Raw genomic sequence first — 21,908 nt, forward strand, 5'->3', positions numbered from 1 at the left:
AAGGCGCTCAGAACGCCGACTGAAGGGCTCGGGGCGCGCTTCCCGCAGCCTCGGCCGCTGCCTCACGGTCCTCACGGCACTCGGCGCAGACCCCGTCCTCCCGGAGCCCCCGAACCGCCCTGTCGCAGTCGTCGCAGGTGCCGATCGGCGCCGGAGTCGGCGTCCGTCGGGCCGGCACGACCGGTGCCTCCACCTGCCGGGACCGGTACGCGGCACGCCGCTCGGCACCGAAGCGGTCGTCCGCCGCCGCCCGCCGATCCTCGTCCTGGCGGGCGCAGTTGCGGCAGGCATACGGGTCGCCGGCCACCCCGACGCCGGGACCGCTCGCGGGCAGCCACAGGCGGCCGTCCTCGCAGTTCGGATCGGCGCAGCCACGCCGGGCCAGCCCTCGACCGTCCAGCCAACCCATGGGGCTCCTGACGGCCCCTTCCTGGGTCCGCCAGCGGTCCGCCAGCCGGGCGAAGACCCGGTCCGCGTCGCCCACTTCGGCCACGGCGCGGTCCACCAGGCCGGCGGCGAGAACCCGCTGTCCGGTGCTCATCCTGGCTACCAGCGGGCCGATTCCGGCGAACGCCTTCGCAGCCGTTGCGGAGATGGTGGTCCGGTGGTTCGACGCCGTCACGTGTCGAGTTCGACGGGGTTCCGCCGCAGGCGCCCCATTCGCAGGGGTCGTCGTGAAGGCCGATCGCGGGCTTGTCGCGGGCTCGCGCCCGTCTACTCCGCAAGACGCCCTTCGGGCGGAACCCCCTCGGGAGTCCGCGTTCATCTGTAGGTCAATCGGAGTGTCTTCCTTATACGTGACGGAGGTCCCAACCCCCTGCGCACCCGACGTCCATTGACCCTCCGCACATAGGCTCCGACCTGCCGAAATACCGTTCTGGGGCGACTCGGACGGGCCCACGAGACCGGTTCGCGAAGCGGTCTTCGAGGGCATCGCGGAACGGGCCGCGGGAAGCGTCGCGGCAGCCGCTCGCGACTCCCCCGCGGCCCCGTCGCGGAAGGTCTCGACGGCCTCGACGGCCTCGACGGCCTCGACGATCCCGCTCGCCTTGTTCGGCTCGCTCGTCGCACCGAACTCCCTCGCAGGCTTTCCCCCCGTCTCTTCCGCGCTCCCCTTCGCGCAGAGTTCCGCGCTACCGGCCGCGGAAGACTCCGCGCTGTCGTTCCGAGCGCCCTCCGCAGTCCCCTCCTCGGAAAAATCTCCGGCGAAGATGTCCACCGGCTCGATCGCCTCGGTGTCCACACCCGCGGCCGCCGCCGACTCGTGTTCGCTCGGGTGCTCGAACGGTCGGAGCGGCACGAGCATGTTGCGGCCCTGCCACCCTTCGCGACGGCCCACCTCCACCCAGCCCCAACGTTCCAGGTCGGAGACCACGCCGCGGGCTGCGCGAACGCTCACCGGCTCGCCGATCCGGCGGCCGGACTGGTGTCGGAGCACGTCGGCGAGCTCCGCGTAGGTCAGGTGGTGACCCCGGGCCCGGGCATAGCAGATGACCGCGTACGCCCGTGCGTGCCGGTGCGGCACCGCGCCCAGGAGGGCCACGGGCACCATCACCCACGGTTCGCCCTTCTCCGGTGTGCGCAACCGGCGAACGGCCGAAGTCCCGGTACCGGAAGGCTTGGTGCGGCGTACGACGGTCAGTTCCTCGCCGGCGGTGAGCTGCTTCTGCGCGGCGTACAGGGACGACGGCGCCTTGAGCGCGACCCGGCCGTCGGGCTGGGTCACCGAGCGCACGGTCAGGCCCAGGTAGCGGGCGATGGTGGTCAGGTCGGCGATGCAGCCGGGCTGATTCGGGCCGGCCGCGAGATGGCCGACCTTGGCGGCGAAGACGAAGGCCAGGTCGCTGTACGCCTCGCCGGTCACCACACACAGCGGGACCTTGACGGAGGCGCGGCGGACCGAGTCCGGCATGGTCGGATCGACGCCTCGGGCGCCACCGACGCGAACGCGCGCGGCGCGCAAGGCGGCGCGGACCCGAGCCTGCATCGTGAATCCAGAGGATTCGGGCACACTTGAAGAGGGCAAGGACCTGGCTGAAGACAGCACTGGGCCTGCCTCGGGGATCGCAGGTATGATCTGCTCCTGAAGCTGGTGAAGAGAAAGAGGTATGGCTGACCCGACCGTTCGGCGCGTGGAAGTACCGGAACGGCTGGGTCTCACTGTTCGGTTGTGTAAGCGGCTGACAGGCCTCCTTTCTCCGACGGCGCCCTTAGGGGCGCTGAGCTGCGAGCGAGTGGACTAGGGCTGGACTCCTAGGCCACTCGCTCTGCTTTTGCGGCCGATTCCGCCGCGGGGTGGTCAGGCGGCACCGTGGCGTCGTCCGACCTGCTCCTGTTCGGCGGCGAGGGCCCGCAGAGCCTGCTGAGCCCACGCGCCGAGCGTGAGGTACTGGTAAGGCGTGTTCTCTTCGACGAACCGCAGCGCGAGCGCGGCGTGTTCACTCGGTCGAACGGCCAGGTCGGCACCCGAGGGGTGCACGTAGAGGCCGGTCATCGGGTCGACATCGGCGAGATCGCCCACTCGTGAGTGCTCGATGGCCAGGTGTTCCCACAGGCGCAGACGTTGTGGCGTGTTGCGCGCATAGTTCTCGCCCGGCCAGCTGATCCTTCGCAAAGCCTCGAAGGTGAGCAGGGGCAATACATCGCTGGGCGAGAGCACCGTCGGGTGCAGCACGTTTCGGTCCCGTGCCTCGTAGCCCACCTTGCTGGGCAGACCCGCGATGGCCGCGAGCCTCGCCACGGTCCAACGCTCCCGGGAAGTGGCCATGACCGTCCTTTCGTGTCAACGCCCGAAGCCTATCGCGATCTCCGGCAAATAACTTCCTGTCAGGAGAGTCGGCGTGTCGCGTATCGCGATGACGTCGTCACGAGAACAGCGCAAAAGCCCAGAAAATAAGGCATTGCCGCCGTGTTCGATCTGCATGTTGGAAGATCCGCCCGCACATCCATCCCCTGTCACGCATGAATACCCAGGCGCCGAGTGTGTGCTCCGTCGTCTGTTTCGTCGCGTGTTCGTTCGCGTGAGCCGGTGCTTGATCGACCGTCGGATCCACCGTTCGCCCCATTGCGTGACCGGCCGCCACACCGAGCCGACGCCCCGTCGTGAGACCCGCCGCGAGATCCACCGGCGGCTCCACCGCCCGGGCCGCTGTTCCGCCCGTTGCTCCGACCGGCCGCCCAGGACTCCGCGCGTCCGCCGACCGAGCCGCACAGCCACCCGCACACCCGCCCATACAGCCATGCGGATTGACGAACGGGTTGGGTTGTAGAACGTCATACATCTGCACGCACATCGCCACGCACATTTCTACGGACAGACCGCCGTGCGGATTGCCGAACCGGTTGCCATGCAAGTTGCAGGTCAAAGGCCATTTCCGGAGTGGCTCAACCCGTCCGTTGGTCTCCGTGCATCAGCGTCCATGCGACGCCTTACGCGGCGCTCTCTCGCGTTTGTCCGGCGTCTCCGTGATGCCCTGCCGGCGCCTTCCCGGGGCCTTCCCAGAGCCTTCCTCGTGCCTCTCCGCAGAGTGGGCGCGGTGGATTCATGGTGATATCGGGGCCCGCCGGCTCTCGGAAAAGCACGGCGGGCGGCGGTGTGGGGCCGCGAAGCGCCGGTGCCGCGCTTTCCCGGGCATGAGCCGGGCCGCGTGATCGACCGTCGAAATCACCGTAAATAGCCAGGAAATCTACTTTTAGGGTTGATAAGGAAGTGCCCTCGGCGTCATCGGCTTGTCTCGGCATCCATCGATCGGGCATCCCGGGAGTGGCGCGATCCGACGAAAAGCACTCCGAGTGCGCATGTCAGCGCTCTCCGTAGTGACTTCGGTGACCCCGTCGTCGATGCGTGGGGCGACGAGTGCGATGCTCTGAGCAACGGCCGCACACGTGGTTGTCGACGATCGGAGTGCGCATGGCGACTGATGAAGCCGGCCCCCGGCTGGTGTTGTGGGACATCGACCACACGCTGATCGACGGCGGAACGGTGTCGAGGCGAGCCTACGCCGCGGCGTTTCGCCAGATTTCCGGGCGTGCGCTGGACCAGCCCTGGCAGTTCGACGGGCGTACCGAGTTGGCTGCGGCGAGCGAGGTGCTACGTGCGCACGGGATGCCCCCGGAGGGCGGCATGCTCGATGCCTTCCTGAACCTGATCGTTGCCGAACTCCGGGTACGTGAAGCCGAGTTGGCTGCGGAAGGGCGTGTCCTGGCAGGTGCGTCGGAGGTACTGACCGCGCTCGGCACGATGCCCGGCGTACACCAGTCGGTGCTTACCGGCAACCTCTACTCGCTCGCCGTGTTGAAGATGACGGTCTTCGGCCTCGCCGACCACGTCGACTTCCGGCTCGGTGCGTACGGCGACGACGCCTACGAGCGAACCGACCTGCCCGCGCGGGCGTTCGCACGTACGGAGGAGCACCTGGGTCTGCGGCACGTCGGTGCGGACACCGTGATAGTCGGGGACACCGTGCGCGATGTCGCCACGGCCCGGGCGGCCGGCGCGTGGTGCGTGGCGGTGGCGACCGGTAGGACGAGCATGGCCGCGTTGGCGGAGGCGGGCGCCGATGTTGTGCTCGCGGACCTGGCCGATACGGACGCGGTGTTGAACGCGCTGATGGGCCGCGCGGCGTGAGTCCTGGCGAGTCGTCGGGCCGGCAGGCTGATCAGGTGCCGCGCATCGGCATCAGCAGGTAGCGATAGTCCGGAGGCTCCGAGGCACTCGGAGCGTCGGCGTCGCGATTCGGGCTGCCGGCGTGCTTGTTCGGCTCGGCCGGTGAGTTCGGATCATCGGACCCGTTCGTCCGCTCCGGCTCGTCCGCGTGGGTGTCGTCTGTCAGGACGGTGGGCTTCGTGGGTGCGCTGAACACCAGCCGAGCGGTCGGCGTACGGAGCGCGGCCAAGCCGTCCAGGAGGTGGGTCGGATTGAACGCGACCCTGGTCGGCTCGCCCGTCATCGCGACCGGCACCGTTGCGCGCGCTTCGGCCTGGTCGGTCGTACCGGCCTCGATCCGGAGCGAGTCCCGTGCGAACGACAGCCGGACCGGGGCGTTGCGGGTGACCACCAGGGACACCCGCCGCACGGCCTCGATCAGCGCCGCGGCGTCGATCGTCGCGACGGCGGTGGTCTCGTTGTCGAACAGCCAGTCGTAACGCGGGAACTCGTGGTCGAGCAGTCGCGTGGTCGCGTGTCGCCCACCCCCGGCCAGCCCGAGCAGGCCGCGGCGACCCGGTTCCGGGCCGAGTGCGAGCCGGAGGTCCTCGCCGGCTCCCGGGTGCTTGGTGAGATCGGCGAGTACCCGAGCCGGCACCAGGGCGGTTCGCGCCGGATCCTCGGTGGCCGGGCGCCACGGCAGCCGTCGCACCGCCAGCCGATAACGATCGGTCGCGGCCAGGATCAGCGCGTCGTGGGCCAGGTGCAGCCGGATCGCGGTGAGTACGGGCAGGCTCTCGTCCCGGGCCGCGGCGATCGCGACCTGCGCGACGGCCTCGGCGAATCCGGCCGCGCTCACGGTCCCCGCGGTCTCCGGCAGCGGTGGCGTGGCCGGATAGTCGGCGAGAGCCGGCAGCGGGAGCGCGAAATACGAACCGGCGCAGGTCACCCGGGCTCGCGCCGGGTCCACGCTCAGGTCCACCGGGTGGTCGCGGGGGAGGGCGCGCGCGATGTCGGCGAGCAGCCGACCGGGGACCAGGATCTCTCCGGGCCGGCCGACCTCGGCCGAGACCTCGATACCGGCCGACACCTCGTAGTCGTACGCGGAGATTGTCAGGGTGCCGTCGGCAGCGGTGAGTCGGAACGAGGCGAGAGCGGGAATGACCGGTCGCGCGGGCAGTGCGCGCACGGCCCAGCCGATGCCCTCGACGAGGCGGTCGCGGGATATCCGTACCTTCACAGGGGCCCTTTCCGAGAACTCGACGAGGAGAATGGTCGCTTGTCGATCGAATCCTTGTTCGATTGTCGGGGAAGCGACACTAACGGAGGGCTCGGACAGAGAGCGGTGTCCCGTCGCGGCGAAGGCTGACCGCAGGGAAGGTCGACCGCAGGGAAGTTTGATTGCGGCGAGGGGCGATCGTAAGGAAGGCCGATTGCGGGGACGGTCGATCGCCGCGCGGGTCGAGCAGTCTCGCCGAAGTGGGAGCGGCGCCGGTTCGGCGAGGCGAGCTTCGCCAGGCGGTGACCGCGGGCCGGGTGTGGGCGCGGATGGTGTGGCGACGGCGTGCGGGCGAGTGTGCCTCGGGGGCCGGGCGGAGGGGGTTCGCTCGCTGAAGCGGTACCCCTATATAGGCGCGTTCCAGCCATGAGCGCGTCCTGTATATAGAGGTGTCGTTCTCCGCCGCGGAGGCATCGTCCTCCGCGCGGCTTCGGGCGGACCGGACGGTGACCGTTGCTCCGCCCGAAGCCGCCGTGCGGGGTCGGCTCGGCTGCGGTGTCGGCTCGGCTTCGGTGGGGTCTATCGTGTCGAGTAGTACACGTATGCGGCCACTCCGCCGAGGGCGACCAGGTTGAAGACTTTGGCCTTTATTCGCCCGGCACGCGTGAGTGGGACCTGCGGGGGTGCGTACGCCGGGCCGCCGCCGTCCGCGAATCCCCCTGACCCACCGCATGTCGGGCACGGCACCATCGCCTGCATCCGCCCGGATCCGCCGCATCCCGAGCAGGACCAATTGTTGTCCGAGCCCATTCCGTTCTGGCCGGACCCGCCACAGCCGTTGCAGATCGTGTCCATCGGGACATAGCGCTGTCCGGAACAGCTCCCGCAGTACGTCACCCTGTGCCTCTCCACGATGATCCCCCACATCTGGGACCAGAGCCTGCATGAGGACTGTCCACGGGTCAACGAACGGGGAAGCGGGAGGTGAGTGAACCGGGAGGACATGTGGGGTGCCACCGGCACCGCATGCCGTTTCCCGGCCGGTTGCCGGTTGCCGATCGTCGGGTGTCGTTGCCGGCACGCCCGGTCGTATCCGGTCGTGCCGGCTCGTGCTCGATGGGTCAGGGCGTGGTCGCCAGGCGGGCGGCGGAGTTGTGGGCGTCCGCGAGAGCGGTCGACAGGTGCGGGTGGGTGAGTCGGCCCGCGCGCTTGACGGTGCGGCCCGCGACCAGGACGGTGTCGACGTTGCCCGGATGGGCGCACGCCACGACCGCCCCGGCGATGTCGTGCGTGGCGCCGACCAGGTTGACCGCGTCCGCGCGGAGCAGGACCACGTCGGCCTGCTTGCCCACGGCCAGCGATCCGATTCGATCGGCCAGGCCCAGCGCGGCGGCCCCTCCGATGGTGGCCATACGCAGCATGTCGGCTGCGAACAGCCTTGATCCATTGGCTAGTTGGCTGGTCAGCAGGGCCGCGCGAAGGAGCGAGAACATGTCGCCGGGGCCGCTGGTGACCACGTCGGCCCCGAGACCGGTGACCAGTCCCACGGTGCGGGAGCGGTTGATCATCGGAGCGCCGTGTCCCATCTGTGCCTCGATGTGCGGCGCGATCGACAGCGCGCCGCCGGAGTCGGCGATCATCGCGAGCTCGTCGTCGGGCAGCGAGTTGCCGTGGATGTACAGCGTGCGTGCGTTCAGCAGGCCGCGGTCGCGCAGCGCCTCGATGGGACGTTGGGCGACCGGACCGCTGCCGACGTGTACGGCCAGCGGGATGTCCAACTCCGCGGCCAGGCGCCAGTCCTCCTCGACGACGTCGATCGGTGTGTACGACGGCCCGCCGGGGGCGAGCGCGAGAGTGACCAGCTCGTCGTCGCCGGCGAACAGTCGTGCGCGCAGGTCGCGCACGAGGCGCGGGTCGCGGGCGGCCGGGTCGAACGGCGGGTGGCCGTAGCCGAAGACGGCCCGGATGCCGGCCGCGCGCAGTCCGCTCACCGCCGCGTCGCCGTGTTCGGCGCGGTGTTGCACATGCGAGAAGTCCTGCACCGTGGTGATGCCGGAGTCCAGGCACTCCAGCGCGCCGACGAGGTTGCCGGTGTACACGTCCTCGGGACGCATCGCGGGGGAGAGTCGGCCGAGGACCAACCCGAGGTAGTCGCCGAGGTCGCTGTCCACGGCCACCGCCCGCAGTACCGACTGCCAGACGTGGCGATGGGTGTCGACGAATCCGGGCAGCACGATCCGCTCGCGTGCGTCGACGACCTCGGCTCCCTCGGCGGACAGCCCGGAGCCGACGGCGGCGATCGTGCCGTTCTCGATCAGGACGTCGGTGTTCGGCCGGGCGGTGACATGCGGGTCGGTGTCGACGACGGTGCCGCCGCGCAGGAGCAACCGGTCGGGGGAGTGGGTGCGGGCGTGGGTGGCGGAGGTGGTCACGGGTGTCTCCGGAGGGTGGGTGGAGGTATGGGGGATCGGAGCAGAACGGATGGGAAGTGGACCGGAGTCGGACCGGGCTTGAACCGGGCTCGCACCGGGCTCGCACCGGTCTCGAACTGACGTCGAACACCAAGAAGCTCACTTGAAAGCTTTTCTGAAAGCTATCAGGTGGTTGTAATACGCTGTCAACATGACTGCCCCCCAGGACCGTGCGAGCGCCCTCATCGGCGCGTGGCAGACCGAACTGCCCGACGTGCTGGACGCGACGACGGAACTGAGCAAGCGGATCATGCTGCTCGCGGCCGACCTGGACGAGGCGACCCGACGCGAGCTACCCGAATTCGGGCTCACCCCGGCCCAGTTCGGCGTCCTGGTCGCGCTGCGTCGGGCCGGCGCGCCCTATCGGCTCAAGCCGACGGAACTCAGCCGCGCGCTGCTGCTCTCCTCGGGCGGTACCAGCAATGTCACCAACCATCTGGTCGCAGAGGGTCTCGCCGAACGTCTTCCGGATCAGGGCGACGGGCGGGGCACGCTGATCAGCCTGACGCCGCGGGGCGTACAGGTCGCCGAGGACGCGGTCCGTGCCAACGCCGCCGCGCACGCCGAGGTCTGGCGCGGCGCACCGGCGGCGGCGATCGAGGCGGCGACGCTGGCCCTGCGCGAGATCGCCGCCGCGACCGAGATGCCTCGATCACGGGGACGGACACGCGACAACGTCTGACAGTGCGACCGCATGACCGCATGACCGCGTCACCACGTGACCGCGGGTGCGGACGCCTGACGCGAGTCGCGGCCTCTCCGTCGCCGTGGAGTTGCCCGTGCCGGCGCCGAATGCCCCTCTGTCCAGGGCAACTTCGCGGGAGGAGGGGGGTCCCGGCTCGGTCAGAACGGGGCCGGCGGGTTCCGGGGGCGGGGCGGGGGCTGGTGGGGGACCGGGGGCGGCTCGTGGCTTCCGGTCGTCCGACCGGCATCGGGCTGCTGCGTCGGGTGGGTCGGCCGGCCCGGGGGCGTCGGGTACGCCGAGGGGGCCGGTTCCATCGAGGGCATCCCCGGCGTGCCCGGCATCCCCGCGATGGGATGCGCGGGGTGCGCCGCCTGCATCGGATACGCGGAGTGCATGGGATGCATCGCGTACATGGGATGCATGGGGTGCATCGTCGGCGGGGTGACGAAGGCACGCTCGTACTCGGACTGGAATGCGGTGATCCGGGCCACGACCGCGATGGCGAGGCCGGCCGCCGCGATGAGGATGAGAAAGGCCCAGCCCGCGGCGGTGTCGGCGGTGCGGTACGACTCGTGGTACTCCCGCCAGGAATCGGTACCGGAAAAGTCGTCGCCGCCATCGCTCTCACGCCCGAAGACACCGAAGAGCATCACGATGTTCGCCGCGACGTAGGTCAACCACCAGGCCGACAGGAGGGGATGCCGGCCCGGGGTGAAGCCGCCTCGCATCGGCGCGCGCGGGTCGCTGGCCTTCCAGATGTCGTGCGCGATCAGCGGCGGGAAGAACAGGTTGGCCACCGGGCAGAACCAGCCGCCGATCGCCCAACCGCTGGAGAAATGTTGGACCGAAGGCGGGAAGAGTTCGACGTTACGGCGTGCGCGGTGGAACCAGATGACGAACATGACCATGACCGCGACGATGGCCAGACTCGCCAAGCCCCACCACACGCCGATGGAATGATTCGCCGCGTCGGGGTCGGCGGACACCCATCCGCCACGCAGGGTCTGGTCGACCAGATTGGCGCGGTGGAACAGTGCGATCGCCGCGAGCAGGGACAAGACGGCGGTGACGCCGAGCAGGATGTAGAGCGCGAGGGCGGGTCCGCGCAGGGAGCGGAAGACCGGGGCGTACCAACCCGGTGGCGGCGTCGCGGCGGGACCGAACCGGGCGAAGCGCTGGTCCAGGGGCGCCGTCGAGTCGGATACCGGGGCGGCGGGCGGGGCGTATTCCTGGTGACCGCAGTTGGTACAGCGGTCCGGCAGCGTCGAGCGGGCGCCGCAGGATGGGCAGAGCACGAGTTCGGATCCCCCGTCGATGGTCGGTGCCGGCCATGCGCACCGGTGGGGGAGAGGTCGCGGTGGGCGGTCCGGCCCTCTGTACCCCACATGGTGTAACCGGCATCATGCCGTGTGTATCCCCCACGCGTCACGGGTGAGTCGACGATGAATACGCAGGGTGATAACGCTCGCCCCTGACCCTCCCTGACCGTGCTCCCGGATCCTGACCCCTGATCCTGACCCCCTGATCCTGGCCCCGACCCCCTGATCCCTGAGCGTGGCAACCCCCAAGGTCGTCGTGCAGGGACATCGACGACGTCGTGTCGCACCGAACACCGAGTCCCCTGGACCGCGAAGGTTCGAGAGGGGCGCGAGGAGGAGTTGGTGTCATGCCCACCTCGAATGACCGGGACCCCGCGCACGCATGGTGTATCCCGGAGCGCGAGTACGAGCGGCACGAGAGGCGGCGAGGGCGGCGTTGGGCGTATCCCCATCTCGATCCGCACCGTACGGCGTTGGTGGTGATCGACATGGTGCCGTTCTTCACTGAAGCCAATCCCTACGCCCGCGGCATCGTGTCCCGCATCCGGAACCTGGCCGCCCACATGCGCAGCGCGGGCGGCACCGTTGCGTGGGTCCTCCCCGAGCCCACACCGAACATCGAGGCGGCTCGGGAGTTCTACGGCCCGACCGTCGCCGCCCTGTACCTGGCCAGTGGCGGGACCGGGCCGGTGGAACAGCGCCTGAGTCCCGGACTGACACCGGTGGTCGGCGACCTGTTCGCGGCAAAGACCGCGCACAGCGCCTTCTTTCCGGGGCGTTGCCCATTGCCCGGCCTTCTGGAAGCGAGAGGGATCACCACCATCCTGATCACGGGCACCACGACCGACGTGTGCTGCGAGTCCAGTGCCCGGGACGCCTTCACCCTCGGCTACCGCGTCATCGTCGTCGCCGACGCCACGGCCACGGGCACCGACCACGCCCACAACGCGAGCCTGCGCACCGTGTACCGATCGCTCGGCGACGTGCGCACCACGCGGGACCTCATCACACTGCTCGCTTGTCCGTATGGGGTGGGAAAAGCGAAAGGCAAGGAGTGTGTTCACTCCTTGCCACTCTCAACTTATAGCGCACCGGGGGGCTTGCGGCAAGGCCCCCGTCGAGCCGCAGAATGATCGACCTCAGCTCGACAACCTGCGGAAATGAGCTTTTTTGATGATTGACGTGATCGTGGTGGGCGGCGGACCGACCGGCTTGATGCTGGCCGGCGAGTTGCGGCTGGCCGGAGTCCACGTGGTCGTGCTGGAGAAGTTGACCGAGCCGACCGGGGAATCCCGCGGGCAGGGCCTGCACACGCGCAGCGTCGAGATGATGGACCAGCGCGGTCTGCTGGACCGGTTCCTTGCGGTGAGTGACAAGTTCCAGGCAGGTGGTCTCTTCGGCGGCATCATGAAGCCGTGGCCGGAGCGGTTGGACACGGCGCACCCGTACGGCCTCGCCACGCCCCAGCCGCTGACCGAGCGGGTGCTCGACGAGCGGGCCCGCGAACTCGGTGCCGAGATCCGGCGCGGCTGCGAAGTGGTCGGGCTGAGCCAGGACGAGGACGGGGTGAGCGTCGAGTTGGCGGACGGTACGCGCCTGCGCTCGCGCTATCTCGTCGGGTGTGACGGCGCCCGCAGTGCGGTGCGCAAGGGGATCGGCGTCGGCTTCCCCGGGGAGCCGGCCAAGGTCGAGACGATGCTGGGTGTCATGGAGGTGACTGCGGATCCGGCGACGATCACCGCCGTCGTCGCGGAAGTCCACAAGACTCAACTGCGGTTCGGCCTCATGCCTCTCCAGGACGAGAACGAGGGGCTGTACCGCATCGTCGTGCCCGCCGACGGGGTGGCCGAGGATCGTTCGACGCCGCCGACCCTCGAGGAGTTCAAGCAGCGGTTGCGGGCCGTCGCGGGCACCGACTTCGGCGTGCACTCGCCGCGCTGGTTGTCCCGGTTCGGCGACGCCACCCGGCAGGCCGAGCGCTATCGGGTCGGCCGGGTGCTGCTGGCCGGCGACGCGGCGCACATCCACCCGCCGACCGGTGGGCAGGGGCTCAACCTCGGCGTGCAGGACGCGTTCAACCTCGGCTGGAAGTTGGGCGCCGCGGTCAACGGTTGGGCATCGGAAGGGCTGCTGGACAGCTATCACGCCGAACGGCACCCGGTGGGCGCCGCCGTGTTGGAGAACACGCGGGCGCAGATCACCCTGCTGGGGACCGATCCGGGAGCGACCGCGCTGCGGGAACTGTTCTCGAAGCTGATGGATTTCGAGGAGGTGAACCGGTACGTCACCGAGATCATCTCCGCGGTCGGGATCCGCTACGACTTCGGCGACGACCAGGGCCATGAACTGCTCGGTCGGCGGATGCGGGACGTGCCGCTGAAGGTGGGGCGTCTGTACGAGCGGATGCACGCCGGCCGCGGACTGCTGCTCGACCGGACCGGCCGGCTTTCGGTGACGGGCTGGGCGGATCGCGTCGACCACGTCGCCGATCTCGGCGAGGAACCGGACGTGTCCGCGATGCTGTTGCGGCCGGACGGCCACGTGGTGTGGGTGGGTGAGGATCAGTCGGAACTGGAAAGCCGGCTGTCCGAGTGGTTCGGCGCCGCGGCCGGCTGAGCGGGCGGGTGCGCCGGCGCGCTCGTGGGTCGCGTCAGGTGCCGTGACGGCCCAGTTCTCGTCGCGCGACGGTGTGGAACGGGTGGGGTGGGCGGCCGGTCAGGCGTTGGACGGTGTCGGTGGTGCGGTCCTCGGCGCCTGCGGCGATGGCCTGGTCCATGTCGGCGAGCATCGCGGCGAATTCGGCGGGGATGTCGGTGGCCAGGCGGTCGTACATCTGCTCGCGGGTCAGTCGTTGGTGGGTGATGGTGCGGCCGGTGACCCGGGTGAGGACGGCGGCGATCTCGTCGTAGCCCAGTGCCCGGGGACCGGTGAGGATCAGTTCGGCGTTCGGAGCCTGTGCGTCGGTGAGCGCGTGTACGGCGACGGCGGCGATGTCGTCGGCGTCGACGAATCCGACGCGGCCGGCACCGGTGGCCGTGCGGATGGCTCCGTGCGTTCGGATGGTCTGCGCGTGAACGTGGTCGCCGGTGAAGTTCTGCATGAACCACGAGGGACGCAGCACCGCCCACTCGGGGACCAGGTCGGGCAGGGCCTCCTGGACGCGGCCCACGGCGGGACCACCGGCGGGGATCGCCGACGAACCGAGCAGCACCGCGCGTCGGATCCCCGAGGCGCGGGCCCGGCGGAGGAAGGGCACCATGACGGCCGCCGGGTCCGGGGAGCCGAGCGGCGGGATGAGGTAGATCCGGTCCACGCCTTCGACGGCGCCGTCGAAGGAGGTGGGGTCGTCCCAGTCGAACCGCACGGAATGGGCTCCGTGTACCGGACGGGCGCGCCGACTCGCGGCCTTGACCGGGTGTCCCGCGGCGAGGAGCCGGGCGGCGATGCGGCTGCCGGTGGTGCCGGTGGCTCCGATGACCAGGGTGAACTCCCGGGTCTCGTACGCGAGTCGGCTCTCCTGCACGCCTGCTGTCTCCTGCGCGGGTCGGCTTTCGTTCACGCGTTGCTCCCGGCGACGTCGGCGGCGTCCCGGCGGGCGAGCGGGCTCATGGGTATCTCCATCCCGTACGATACGGACCCGGGGTCCGTTTCATACTTCGACAATACGGACCCGGGGTCCGCTTTGCAAGCGAGGGCTGCCCGAGGAAATAGGGAGGCGCGTCATGGACGACGAAGACGGAGGAAGCGCATGACCGAACGCAGGCCCCGCGCGGACGCCACGCGCAATCGCGAGGCCGTTCTGGCGGCTGCCGATTCGCTCTTCGCCCATTGCGAGAGCCCGGAGACGGTGACCATGGCCGACATCGCCGCGGCGGCAGGCGTCGGCAAGGCGACGCTCTTCCGCGGCTTCGGCGACCGCACCGGCCTGATTCAAGCGCTGTACGCGATGCGCCTGGCGCCGATCGAGCTCGCCGTCGAATCCGGTCCACCGCCCCTGGGGCCCGACACGCCGCCGCTTCGGCGTGTACCGGCGCTGCTCGACGCCGTCCTGTGCTTCAAGCTGGACCATCGCCACCTGGCCCTGGCGCTGGAGGGGACCGGCGGCGACAGTCCCTACGACGCGGCACACTACGAACGCTGGCACGGCGCGATCCGGGCCGCGTTGGAGCGGATCCCCGGATTCGGCGACGGCGAATTCGCGGCGCATGCCCTGCTCGCCGCCACGCGCGCGGACCTCGTGGAACACCTCGTCGGCGGAGAGCGGATGACGCGGGAGCAAATGCGGGCGGACCTGGCGCGGTTCACGGCCGGGGTGTTGGGAGCGAGCGCGGTGGACGGGGACTGATGCCGCGCCCGGCACTGGGCTGCGACCCGACCGGGAGCAGGCTTCGCACCGGCCCCGGACCGGGCTTCGATCCGTTGTACGCGGCGGGCCCGCCGACCGACCGGGCAGCCGGGCAGGTCAGCGGGGGGTGCGCGCGATGCGGAAGCCCACGTCGTCGACCTTGAAGGTCGGGTGGCTGCGGCGGCGGGCGGAGGCTCGGCAACTCCAGTGTTCGTCGAACCAACCGCCGCCGCGCAGCACCCGGTAGGAGCCGTACACCTCGGCGTCGTAGACGTCCCAGCACCAGTCCCAGACGTTGCCGAGCATGTCGTACAGGCCCCAGGGGTTGGGCTGCTTGCCGCCCACGTCGTGGACGCGCTCGCCCGAGTTCGCGCGGTACCAGGCGACTTCGTCCAGAGGGGCGTAATGCGGTCCCGTCGTGCCGGCCCGGCAGGCGTACTCCCACTCGGCCTCGGTCGGCAGCCGGTACCCGTCGGCGGCGGCGTCCCACTCGATGCCCTCGTCGTCCGCGTCGACGCGGTACGCCGGTGTGAACCCGTCGCGCCGGGACAGGGCGTTGCAGAACCGCACCGCGTCCCACCAGGAGACACTTTCGACCGGCAGCCGATCCCCCTGCGGGCCGCTCGGTCGCAGGCCGGTGACTCGCGCGTACAGCGCCCGGGTGACCGGGAACGCGGCGAGCCGGTAGGGCGCCAGCTCGACCGACCAACTGCGTTGCGTTCGGCGGTCGGTCAGGGTCACCCGCCCCGGCGGGATGTCGATCATCGGATCTGTCGTACCGGCGTTCATCGGGTGTTGATCCTACCGGCTCGAACTCCGGCGGCCGTGTGGTCGAACGCGCGGGTGCCCGGGCCGGGTGTGGGCTGCCCGGCCGGTTGTGCGGGGCGAGGTGGCGCGTCCGCCGGTCGGGTGCGGGTCACATCGGGAAGGAGCGCAGGCGTACCGCGCCGTCCGGCCAGGTCGCGGCGTCGTGCAGGGGCGTCCACATGGTGCGCAGCGGCATGAGAACGAGGCCCTCGGGCTGTCGGACGTGTACGTCTCGGTCGAGGGAATGCCACCCGAGCCGCCGGTACAGGGTGACGAGGGGCGGTCGACAGAAGAGAAGGCCGTGTCGTGGCCCCATCGTTCGGGCGTGATCAAGGGCCGCCGCCAAAACCGTCCGGGCCAGTCCGCGTCCGCGCACATCGGGTGCGACGGCCACGCCGCCGATGCCCACCACCTCCGTGTCGACCTCGCCGATCGACACGGGCAATCGCAACAATCCGGCGTGGGCCACGAGACGGCCGGCGTCCCTGATGCCGAAGTGATCCTCCTTGGGCAGCCAGGTCAGGCCGGTGTCCGCGACGCCGAAGGGGTCGGCACCGTCGCCCAGGATCTCGTTCTGCTCGGCCTTCGTGTATCGGATGAGGCGTTCCGCGGCCGGGTGTCCGCTCATTGCGCTGGGGCTCCGTACATCGTGATCGTTTCGTACTTCGTACTTCGTACTTTGCACTTCGTGCGTTGACGGTGGTCGGAGAGGTGCCCGGTCGTCCCGTTCGACCATCGGTGGGTCGTAGCCGTAGCCGTAGTCGTGGCGCGCGCGGTCGCTGTCGTGGTGCGCGATTCCGCCGGTCCTGTTCGGGGCGGGGCCACGGACGGGCCGCCCGGAGCACGGCGTTCGGGTCCGGTGTGGGAAACGAGCGGGGCGAGGAGGCGACGCCTGCGCGCGGCTCCCGAGGTGGGTGAGGTCTCGGGAGCCGGGGTTCGGGTCGGTGGGGTCAGGCCAATTCCAGGCGGTCGATCAGGCCGGCCGCGGTGAAGGCGTCGATGAGGGCGGTGCGGCCCTCGGTGAAGTGGCCCCAACTGTCGAAGTGCACGGGGACCACGCGCCGTGCGCGGAGGATCGAGGCGGCTTCGGCGGCCTGGGCGCTGTCCAGGGTGAGGAGCGCGCCGTCGAAGAGCGGCGTGCGGGCCGCTCCGGCGAACAGCACGGCGGTGTCGACCGGGCCGACGCGTGCGGCGATCTTCTCGACCACGGTCAGGGAGGCGTTGTCCCCGCTGACGTAGACGGTGGGCAGGTCGGCGGCGGTCAGTACGAAGCCGACGACCTCGCCGGTGATGGGTTCGCAGCCTTCCGGCCCGTGCTGGGCGGGGGTGGCCGTGACGGTGACGGTGCCGCCGCCGGGGCGGGGCAGGTCCACCGATTCCCACGGGGCCAGACCCCGGGACGTGCCGCCGAGGCGGCCCGCGCCGCTGGGGGTGGTGAGTACCAGTGGGACGTCGGCGAGCAGCGCCCGGCCGGAATGGTCGAGGTTGTCCGGGTGCTCGTCGTGGGAGAGCAGGACCGCGTCGATGGGGCCGAGGTCGGCCGGGTCGATGGTGGCGGGGGCGGTCTTGGTCAGGAAGCGGTTCTCGCCGATGGGGTACTCGCCGGGCGCGTCGAACGCGGGGTCGGTGAGGAACGTGAGCCCGCCGAACTCGATCAGCGCGGAGGGACCACCGAAGACGCGGACGGCGATCTGCTCGTTCCCCCGCTTGCCCTGGACGTTCTGCGCGTTGGTCGCACTGCTGCCGGTCACTGGACACCTCACGGATAATTGTTGTGTTTGCCGTGAGAAAAGCTAGCCGATCCTCACGGACAACGGCAAGGCTTAACATGAGAGTCATGAAGGAGACCGTGTTGGGCGAGCCTGCTCGTGCCGCCCACGCCGCTCATCCGGTGCTGCCGGCCGCGCCGGGGGCGGAGCGTTATCTCGCGCTCGACCTGGCCAATACCAACCTCGCGCTGCCCGGTGGTCAGGAAGTGGATCTGCTCGGCACGCCCGCGTCCGCGAAGGAGTGGCTGGTGACCCGAGAGCTCGCGCCGCCGGACACCGTGCTGTACGACGTGTGCGCGGGCCGGTTGCGAGCGCTGCGCGACGAAGTGCGAACACTGCTCTCGTCTCGGATCGGTGCTCTCTTGGCGCCCGACGCGTCGGTACGAGCCATCAACGACGCGTTGACCAGTGCCCCGTCGGCCGCGCTGCTGCACTGGGACGAGGTGCGCGGGCCGTACCGCGCCCAGGCGCACCCGGTCGACCAGATCGTCAATCACGCCATCGCGATCCTCGCGGCGGACGCCGCCGACCTGCTCACCGGCCCGGACGCCGAGCGCCTGGCCCCGTGCGGCGCCACCCCCTGTAGCCGCTTCCTGGTCCGCACCCACGCCTCCCGTCAGTGGTGCTCGGTCCGCTGCGGCGACCGAGTGCGCGCGGCCCGCGCGTACGCCCGGCGAACACAGACGCTGACGCAGACGCAGACGCAGAAGCCACCCACGCAGTCGCCGTCGTAAGCGGAGGGCGAGCGACGGCGCGTGCCGGCATCCTCCCCAGCACTACAGCCGACAGCGCGTGGTCGAGCTCGAGCCGGGCAGTCGCGTGGTCTGGCGGGTCACCGACAGCCACCTGTCCTTCATCCCGGAGCCGGGTGAGTGGACCGGAACCGAGATCGTGTTCGACATCGTCCCGGCCGCCGGCGGCACCGAACTGCGGTTCACCCACGTCGGTTTGGTGCCGGACGTAGAGTGCTTCGGCGCGTGTTCCACGGCCTGGCTGCACTACGTCGACGGCAGTCTGCGCAGCCTGATCACCACGGGAGCGGGCATTCCCGATCCGTGGTGATCGGCGGCCGGTCGACGGCCCCGTCGTCACCGGTCGGCTTCGGTGGCATGGGCCTTCGACCGCCACGACCGGATCGGCTTCGGGTCCCCGCCGTCGGGCCGGCGGTCGGCCCGAGGCCGGGCCACCGTTCCCGAGGTCGTCGGCAGTTCACCGCTACACCGCGCCCTGATCGAGCGTGCCGGCGCAAGCACGACCCCGTAAGGCGAGTTCAGTCGGCGGTGATCGGCTCGGCGGTTTCCGCGGTACGGGTCAGGAGGCGGTTGGTCAGGTGTACGAGGTCGGGCAGGCGTAGCACCTCACCGGCGGATTCGGAACCCGGTATCGGTACGTGGAGGCGGTCCGTCCAGCGAACGGGGATGGCCGGCAGGCCGTAGCGCGCGCCGGCCAGGGCGCCGGTGACCGCGGCGACCGTATCCGTGTCACCGCCGAGATCGATCGCCGCACGCAGGGCATCCTCGTACGAGCACGTGGTGTTCAGTGCCCAGACCGCCGAGCCGAGGCAGGGCCACACGGCGCCGTTGAACTCCGTGGCGTCGGTGGGATGCCAGGTCGGGGCCAGGACGGTGGCGTAACGCTCACGGTGATCGGGGTGAACCTCGGCGAGCGTCTCGGCGAGCGCGGTCGGCAGGTCGCCGCCGAGCAGCGTCACCCGGAGCAACTCGTGGAAGATCGCGGTGCCTTCCCACGCCGCGCGGTCGCCGTGGGTCAACGCGGCGATCCGGCGGGCGGCGGCCATGGTGGCCGTCCGGCCGTCCCGGGCGAAGTACACGGCGGGCGTGGTGGCCCGCATCAGCGATCCGTTGCCGGCCGCGCGCCCGGTGGTTTGGAAGTGCACGCCGGCCGCGAGGTCCCAGGGCATGCCGTTGGTGAGTACATCCTGGGTTTGCAGGCCGATGTCCTTGGGCTCGGAGCGGGCCCAGCGCTGGAAGCGGGCGAACATGTCGGGCAGGTCCAGACCGTCCCGCTCCAGCAGCGAGTACGCCACGTGCACGGCCATCTGCGTGTCGTCCGTCGCCTCGCCGGCGTCCCATCCGCCACCACCGCACATCTCGTTCGCGTAGCGCCCCTCGGCACGCGAACTCCCGGGCGGGGCTTCGGGAAACCGGGTACCGAAGCCACCGGCCGACCCGAACTCGAAGGGCGCGCCCAGCGCGTCCCCGACCGCCGAACCGACGACTGCACCGACGGCACGCTCCGTGATCTCCATCGCGACAGGGTAGTGGCGACTCGGGGGCGGGCGAGGCATGCCTGCGGCCACGTCGTTCTCTCGCCGCGGGACAGGGGATCGTGTGCCTCCGTACATCGGCCCTGGTCCAAGGATCCGGATCCGCGGGAGGGCGGGTGTGGCGGTGTTCGCCCGGTGGGGACCGCAGGGGCCTGGGTGTCCCACGCGATCGTCGGCTACCGGGAGTGCAACACCACGTAATCGGCGCCGAGTCGGGCGCGGATCCGGGTCAGGTGGGCGGGGGAGGGGTCGATCAGATAGCGGTGGGTCGCTGCGGCCAGGAGCGGGAGGTCGACGGAACTGTCGGTGTAGGCGTGGGTGATCGGATCGGTGATGCCGGCCGCGCGGATTCGGGCGACCTTGCGAGGGCCTCGGCAGGCGGGTAGCGGTCGCATGCCGGTCCGGCCGGGGGTGACGTGGGAGGCGATCACGTCCGCCGATCCGAGGCCGAGTTCGCGGCAGATGGCGCGGGCCAAGGGGTCGGCGCACGAGGTCGCGACCACGACGCGGTCGCCGGCGGCGAGGTGTGCCCGGGCTCGGGCGAGGGTGATCGTGATCCGGTTGGCCTCCGCCGTACGTTCGGTGGCGAAGTCGTCGGCCAGGGCCTCGAATCGGGGCGCGGGCAGGCCGATGGTGGCGACGCGGAGGAGGATGGCGAAGGCGTGGCGTCGAGTTGCGTGGAAGGCGTACAGCGGGCCGACGACCGGTACGCACAGCGCCGCTGCCACGACGCGCCATCGGGAGCGGCGCAGGAGCGCCCGGTTGAAGTGGCCGAACGAGTCGCCTCGGACGAGGGTGCCGTCGAGGTCGAAGACGGCCAGTGGGCGGCGGGTGCTCGGCGGGATGTGGGTCAAGGGTGGGCCTCTTCCTTTGTGTGCCCTGTTTTCCTCGGGTGCTCGCGTGCCTTGTGTCCTTCGGTGCCTTGTGTCCTTTGGTGCATTGCGCCCTTCGGTGCTTTGTCTTCTTCGCGCGGAGTACCGGGCGCGGAGGGGCGGCGGGTGGTCGCGCGAGGCGCATCGGGACGGCTTCAGTAGGCAACGGTGAAGCGGGAGCGGTGGTGCTTCGGCTGTTCCGCCTCGTCGATGAGGGCGACGGCGAGGTCCTCCATGGATATCGCCGAGACGCCGTCGGCGTCGATCAGGAGTTCGTCGGTGCCTACCCGGAAAGCTCCGGTGCGGGTGCCGGGTTCGAGGTTGGCGGGCGGGCTCAGGTAGGTCCAGTCGACGCCGTCGTCGGCGCGGAACACGTCGAGTTGGGCATTGCAGGCGAGCGCGATGCCGCGCCATGCCGTCGGCACGAATCTCGGGTCGTCGACGGCCATCGTGTCGACCGCGTCCGGGACGGTCAGGCTGCCCGCTCCGCCGACGGTCAGCAGGCGGATTCCCGTTCCGGTGAGGCCGGCCAGCAGCGCCTCGGCGGTGTCGGCCAAGTCCTGCTCGCTGCCGTGGGCCGGTCGCGTGGCGCTGATGACAAGGTCTTGGCCGGTGCTCAGCGCGGCAACGTCCATGACTCGCGCGGCGTCGCCCACTCGGGCCTCGGCATCGGGGTGCAGCTCCGGGAAGCGGGCCGCGTCCCGGACCACGGCGGTGACCTCGTGGCCCCGGGACAGCGCCTCGGACACGACGCGGCTGCCCACGTTTCCGGCTGCTCCGAACACGGTGATGCGCATGGTGGTGCCCTTCTCTCGGCGGGTTCGATTGCAAGCCCGAGCCGGCCGGGCCGGATGGATCGGATGGATCGGATGGATCGAACCGAACGGTTGATTCCTTAGTGCTAAGCAAAAGATATCTCAACGCTAAGGTAATTGGGAAGGGGAGGTGACCCGGCTCACCGGATCTCCTCGGCTAACCTGACGCCGTGGCAGATCACGTCGACCTCGTGCTGGAGCAGTGGGGTACACAGCGCCCCGACCTGGACGCGTCACCGATGGCGGTACTCGCCCGGCTGTCCCGCGCCGCGCGACTGGTCGGCGTCGAACTGGCCCGGACCTTCGGTGAACACGGGCTCGACGCCTCGTCGTTCGACGTACTCGCCACGCTGCGCCGGCACCCGCCCCCGCATCGACTGAGCCCCAGCGAACTGATGCGGTCCTCCATGGTCACATCGGGCGCCATCACCCAGCGGCTCGATCGCCTGGAGGCGCGCGGCCTGATCTCCCGCACCACCAGCACATCCGACGGCCGCGGCGTCCTCGTCGCGCTCACCGACGAGGGCCGCGACCTGATCGACGGAGTCCTGCCCGCGCACATCGACACCGAACAACGCCTGCTCGCCGAGCTCACCCCCAAGCAGCGCGCAGCCCTCGTCGACGGCCTTCGCACCCTCCTGGAATCCCTCGGCGACACCCGAACCTGACCCACC

Annotated in this window: 21 protein-coding genes; 8 read left to right on the forward strand and 13 right to left on the reverse strand. The window is 70.3% G+C overall.

Annotated elements, in window-relative coordinates:
• Positions 1-7 precede the first annotated feature (7 nt).
• The 3 genes from ACIBSV_RS02555 to ACIBSV_RS02565 all read right to left on the reverse strand — a co-directional run bounded on the left by ACIBSV_RS02555 (position 8) and on the right by ACIBSV_RS02565 (position 2,923).
• The gene (locus ACIBSV_RS02555; RefSeq protein WP_395859054.1) at positions 8-1,987 is read right to left on the reverse strand and encodes a hypothetical protein; all 1,980 of its coding nucleotides are present in this window, start codon (positions 1,985-1,987) and stop codon (positions 8-10) included.
• A gap of 312 nt (positions 1,988-2,299) precedes the next feature.
• Entirely contained in the window at positions 2,300-2,767 is a 468-nt protein-coding gene (locus ACIBSV_RS02560) for a hypothetical protein (RefSeq protein ID WP_020554288.1), read from the reverse strand.
• A 15-nt stretch (positions 2,768-2,782) separates the two neighbouring features.
• Positions 2,783-2,923: a hypothetical protein gene (locus ACIBSV_RS02565; protein ID WP_395859055.1), complete on the reverse strand. Its 141-nt coding sequence runs from the start codon at positions 2,921-2,923 to the stop codon at positions 2,783-2,785.
• Positions 2,924-3,910: 987 nt separating this feature from the next.
• Here ACIBSV_RS02565 and ACIBSV_RS02570 point away from each other — a divergent pair.
• Positions 3,911-4,627, forward strand: coding sequence for an HAD family hydrolase (locus ACIBSV_RS02570; protein WP_395859056.1), 717 nt, complete (start codon positions 3,911-3,913; stop codon positions 4,625-4,627).
• A gap of 31 nt (positions 4,628-4,658) precedes the next feature.
• On the opposite strand, the gene dnaN is transcribed toward ACIBSV_RS02570, so the two are convergent.
• Together dnaN and ACIBSV_RS02580 are read right to left on the reverse strand one after the other, a co-directional pair.
• The gene (dnaN, locus tag ACIBSV_RS02575) at positions 4,659-5,885 is read right to left on the reverse strand and encodes a DNA polymerase III subunit beta (RefSeq protein WP_395859057.1); all 1,227 of its coding nucleotides are present in this window, start codon (positions 5,883-5,885) and stop codon (positions 4,659-4,661) included.
• 1,100 nt (positions 5,886-6,985) lie between these two features.
• Positions 6,986-8,296 (reverse strand): amidohydrolase family protein, encoded by a 1,311-nt coding sequence (locus tag ACIBSV_RS02580; RefSeq protein ID WP_395859058.1) that lies wholly within the window; start codon positions 8,294-8,296, stop codon positions 6,986-6,988.
• A gap of 190 nt (positions 8,297-8,486) precedes the next feature.
• Here ACIBSV_RS02580 and ACIBSV_RS02585 point away from each other — a divergent pair, with 190 nt between their 5' ends.
• Positions 8,487-9,017 (forward strand): MarR family winged helix-turn-helix transcriptional regulator, encoded by a 531-nt coding sequence (locus ACIBSV_RS02585; RefSeq protein ID WP_395859059.1) that lies wholly within the window; start codon positions 8,487-8,489, stop codon positions 9,015-9,017.
• Between the two features lie 161 nt (positions 9,018-9,178).
• Here ACIBSV_RS02585 and ACIBSV_RS02590 read toward each other — a convergent pair whose 3' ends face one another.
• On the reverse strand, positions 9,179-10,315 hold the full coding sequence (locus ACIBSV_RS02590) for a DUF4328 domain-containing protein (protein WP_395859060.1): 1,137 nt from the start codon (positions 10,313-10,315) through the stop codon (positions 9,179-9,181).
• A gap of 371 nt (positions 10,316-10,686) precedes the next feature.
• Between ACIBSV_RS02590 and ACIBSV_RS02595 the strand changes: the two genes are divergently transcribed.
• On the forward strand, positions 10,687-11,472 hold the full coding sequence (locus tag ACIBSV_RS02595; protein WP_395859061.1) for an isochorismatase family protein: 786 nt from the start codon (positions 10,687-10,689) through the stop codon (positions 11,470-11,472).
• A 40-nt stretch (positions 11,473-11,512) separates the two neighbouring features.
• Positions 11,513-12,955, forward strand: coding sequence for a rifampin monooxygenase (gene rox / locus ACIBSV_RS02600; RefSeq protein ID WP_395859062.1), 1,443 nt, complete (start codon positions 11,513-11,515; stop codon positions 12,953-12,955).
• A gap of 34 nt (positions 12,956-12,989) precedes the next feature.
• Here rox and ACIBSV_RS02605 read toward each other — a convergent pair whose 3' ends face one another.
• Positions 12,990-13,862, reverse strand: coding sequence for an NAD(P)H-binding protein (locus ACIBSV_RS02605; RefSeq protein WP_395859323.1), 873 nt, complete (start codon positions 13,860-13,862; stop codon positions 12,990-12,992).
• Between the two features lie 225 nt (positions 13,863-14,087).
• Here ACIBSV_RS02605 and ACIBSV_RS02610 point away from each other — a divergent pair, with 225 nt between their 5' ends.
• Positions 14,088-14,684 (forward strand): TetR/AcrR family transcriptional regulator, encoded by a 597-nt coding sequence (locus ACIBSV_RS02610; protein WP_395859063.1) that lies wholly within the window; start codon positions 14,088-14,090, stop codon positions 14,682-14,684.
• A 117-nt stretch (positions 14,685-14,801) separates the two neighbouring features.
• Here ACIBSV_RS02610 and ACIBSV_RS02615 read toward each other — a convergent pair whose 3' ends face one another.
• The 3 genes from ACIBSV_RS02615 to ACIBSV_RS02625 all read right to left on the reverse strand — a co-directional run bounded on the left by ACIBSV_RS02615 (position 14,802) and on the right by ACIBSV_RS02625 (position 17,242).
• Positions 14,802-15,449, reverse strand: a complete 648-nt coding sequence (locus ACIBSV_RS02615; protein WP_395859064.1) for a formylglycine-generating enzyme family protein — start codon at positions 15,447-15,449, stop codon at positions 14,802-14,804.
• Between the two features lie 151 nt (positions 15,450-15,600).
• Positions 15,601-16,119, reverse strand: a complete 519-nt coding sequence (locus ACIBSV_RS02620) for a GNAT family N-acetyltransferase (RefSeq protein WP_395859065.1) — start codon at positions 16,117-16,119, stop codon at positions 15,601-15,603.
• Between the two features lie 322 nt (positions 16,120-16,441).
• A complete protein-coding gene (locus ACIBSV_RS02625) occupies positions 16,442-17,242 on the reverse strand; it encodes an MBL fold metallo-hydrolase (RefSeq protein WP_395859066.1) in 801 nt (266 codons plus the stop codon).
• An 86-nt stretch (positions 17,243-17,328) separates the two neighbouring features.
• On the opposite strand from ACIBSV_RS02625, the gene ACIBSV_RS02630 reads away from it, so the two are divergent.
• Both ACIBSV_RS02630 and ACIBSV_RS02635 read left to right on the forward strand, forming a co-directional pair.
• Positions 17,329-17,994, forward strand: coding sequence for an ABATE domain-containing protein (locus tag ACIBSV_RS02630; RefSeq protein ID WP_395859067.1), 666 nt, complete (start codon positions 17,329-17,331; stop codon positions 17,992-17,994).
• Positions 17,995-18,052: 58 nt separating this feature from the next.
• Positions 18,053-18,322 (forward strand): hypothetical protein, encoded by a 270-nt coding sequence (locus ACIBSV_RS02635; protein ID WP_395859068.1) that lies wholly within the window; start codon positions 18,053-18,055, stop codon positions 18,320-18,322.
• A 208-nt stretch (positions 18,323-18,530) separates the two neighbouring features.
• Here ACIBSV_RS02635 and ACIBSV_RS02640 read toward each other — a convergent pair whose 3' ends face one another.
• The 3 genes from ACIBSV_RS02640 to ACIBSV_RS02650 all read right to left on the reverse strand — a co-directional run bounded on the left by ACIBSV_RS02640 (position 18,531) and on the right by ACIBSV_RS02650 (position 21,216).
• Entirely contained in the window at positions 18,531-19,529 is a 999-nt protein-coding gene (locus ACIBSV_RS02640; RefSeq protein ID WP_395859069.1) for an ADP-ribosylglycohydrolase family protein, read from the reverse strand.
• A gap of 194 nt (positions 19,530-19,723) precedes the next feature.
• Complete coding sequence (locus tag ACIBSV_RS02645; protein ID WP_395859070.1) at positions 19,724-20,401, reverse strand: haloacid dehalogenase-like hydrolase; 678 nt, start codon at positions 20,399-20,401, stop codon at positions 19,724-19,726.
• Positions 20,402-20,574: 173 nt separating this feature from the next.
• The gene (locus ACIBSV_RS02650) at positions 20,575-21,216 is read right to left on the reverse strand and encodes an NAD(P)-dependent oxidoreductase (RefSeq protein ID WP_395859071.1); all 642 of its coding nucleotides are present in this window, start codon (positions 21,214-21,216) and stop codon (positions 20,575-20,577) included.
• Positions 21,217-21,404: 188 nt separating this feature from the next.
• Here ACIBSV_RS02650 and ACIBSV_RS02655 point away from each other — a divergent pair, with 188 nt between their 5' ends.
• Positions 21,405-21,902 carry a MarR family winged helix-turn-helix transcriptional regulator gene (locus ACIBSV_RS02655; protein ID WP_395859072.1) on the forward strand — a complete coding sequence of 166 codons (498 nt, stop codon included), beginning with the start codon at positions 21,405-21,407 and terminating at the stop codon, positions 21,900-21,902.
• Positions 21,903-21,908 lie beyond the last annotated feature (6 nt).

This window comes from Embleya sp. NPDC050154 (assembly GCF_044460165.1).
Classification (GTDB): domain Bacteria; phylum Actinomycetota; class Actinomycetes; order Streptomycetales; family Streptomycetaceae; genus Embleya.

Coding starts and splice junctions, on each gene's coding strand:
- ACIBSV_RS02570 (WP_395859056.1), top strand. CDS start 3,911: ATGGCGACTGATGAAGCCGGCCCCCGGCTGGTGTTGTGGGACATCGAC.
- ACIBSV_RS02595 (WP_395859061.1), top strand. CDS start 10,687: ATGCCCACCTCGAATGACCGGGACCCCGCGCACGCATGGTGTATCCCG.
- ACIBSV_RS02650 (WP_395859071.1), bottom strand. CDS start 21,216: ATGCGCATCACCGTGTTCGGAGCAGCCGGAAACGTGGGCAGCCGCGTC.
- ACIBSV_RS02560 (WP_020554288.1), bottom strand. CDS start 2,767: ATGGCCACTTCCCGGGAGCGTTGGACCGTGGCGAGGCTCGCGGCCATC.
- ACIBSV_RS02630 (WP_395859067.1), top strand. CDS start 17,329: ATGAAGGAGACCGTGTTGGGCGAGCCTGCTCGTGCCGCCCACGCCGCT.
- ACIBSV_RS02640 (WP_395859069.1), bottom strand. CDS start 19,529: ATGGAGATCACGGAGCGTGCCGTCGGTGCAGTCGTCGGTTCGGCGGTC.
- ACIBSV_RS02555 (WP_395859054.1), bottom strand. CDS start 1,987: ATGCAGGCTCGGGTCCGCGCCGCCTTGCGCGCCGCGCGCGTTCGCGTC.
- ACIBSV_RS02585 (WP_395859059.1), top strand. CDS start 8,487: ATGACTGCCCCCCAGGACCGTGCGAGCGCCCTCATCGGCGCGTGGCAG.
- ACIBSV_RS02565 (WP_395859055.1), bottom strand. CDS start 2,923: ATGCAGATCGAACACGGCGGCAATGCCTTATTTTCTGGGCTTTTGCGC.
- ACIBSV_RS02620 (WP_395859065.1), bottom strand. CDS start 16,119: ATGAGCGGACACCCGGCCGCGGAACGCCTCATCCGATACACGAAGGCC.
- ACIBSV_RS02610 (WP_395859063.1), top strand. CDS start 14,088: ATGACCGAACGCAGGCCCCGCGCGGACGCCACGCGCAATCGCGAGGCC.
- ACIBSV_RS02615 (WP_395859064.1), bottom strand. CDS start 15,449: ATGATCGACATCCCGCCGGGGCGGGTGACCCTGACCGACCGCCGAACG.
- rox (WP_395859062.1), top strand. CDS start 11,513: ATGATTGACGTGATCGTGGTGGGCGGCGGACCGACCGGCTTGATGCTG.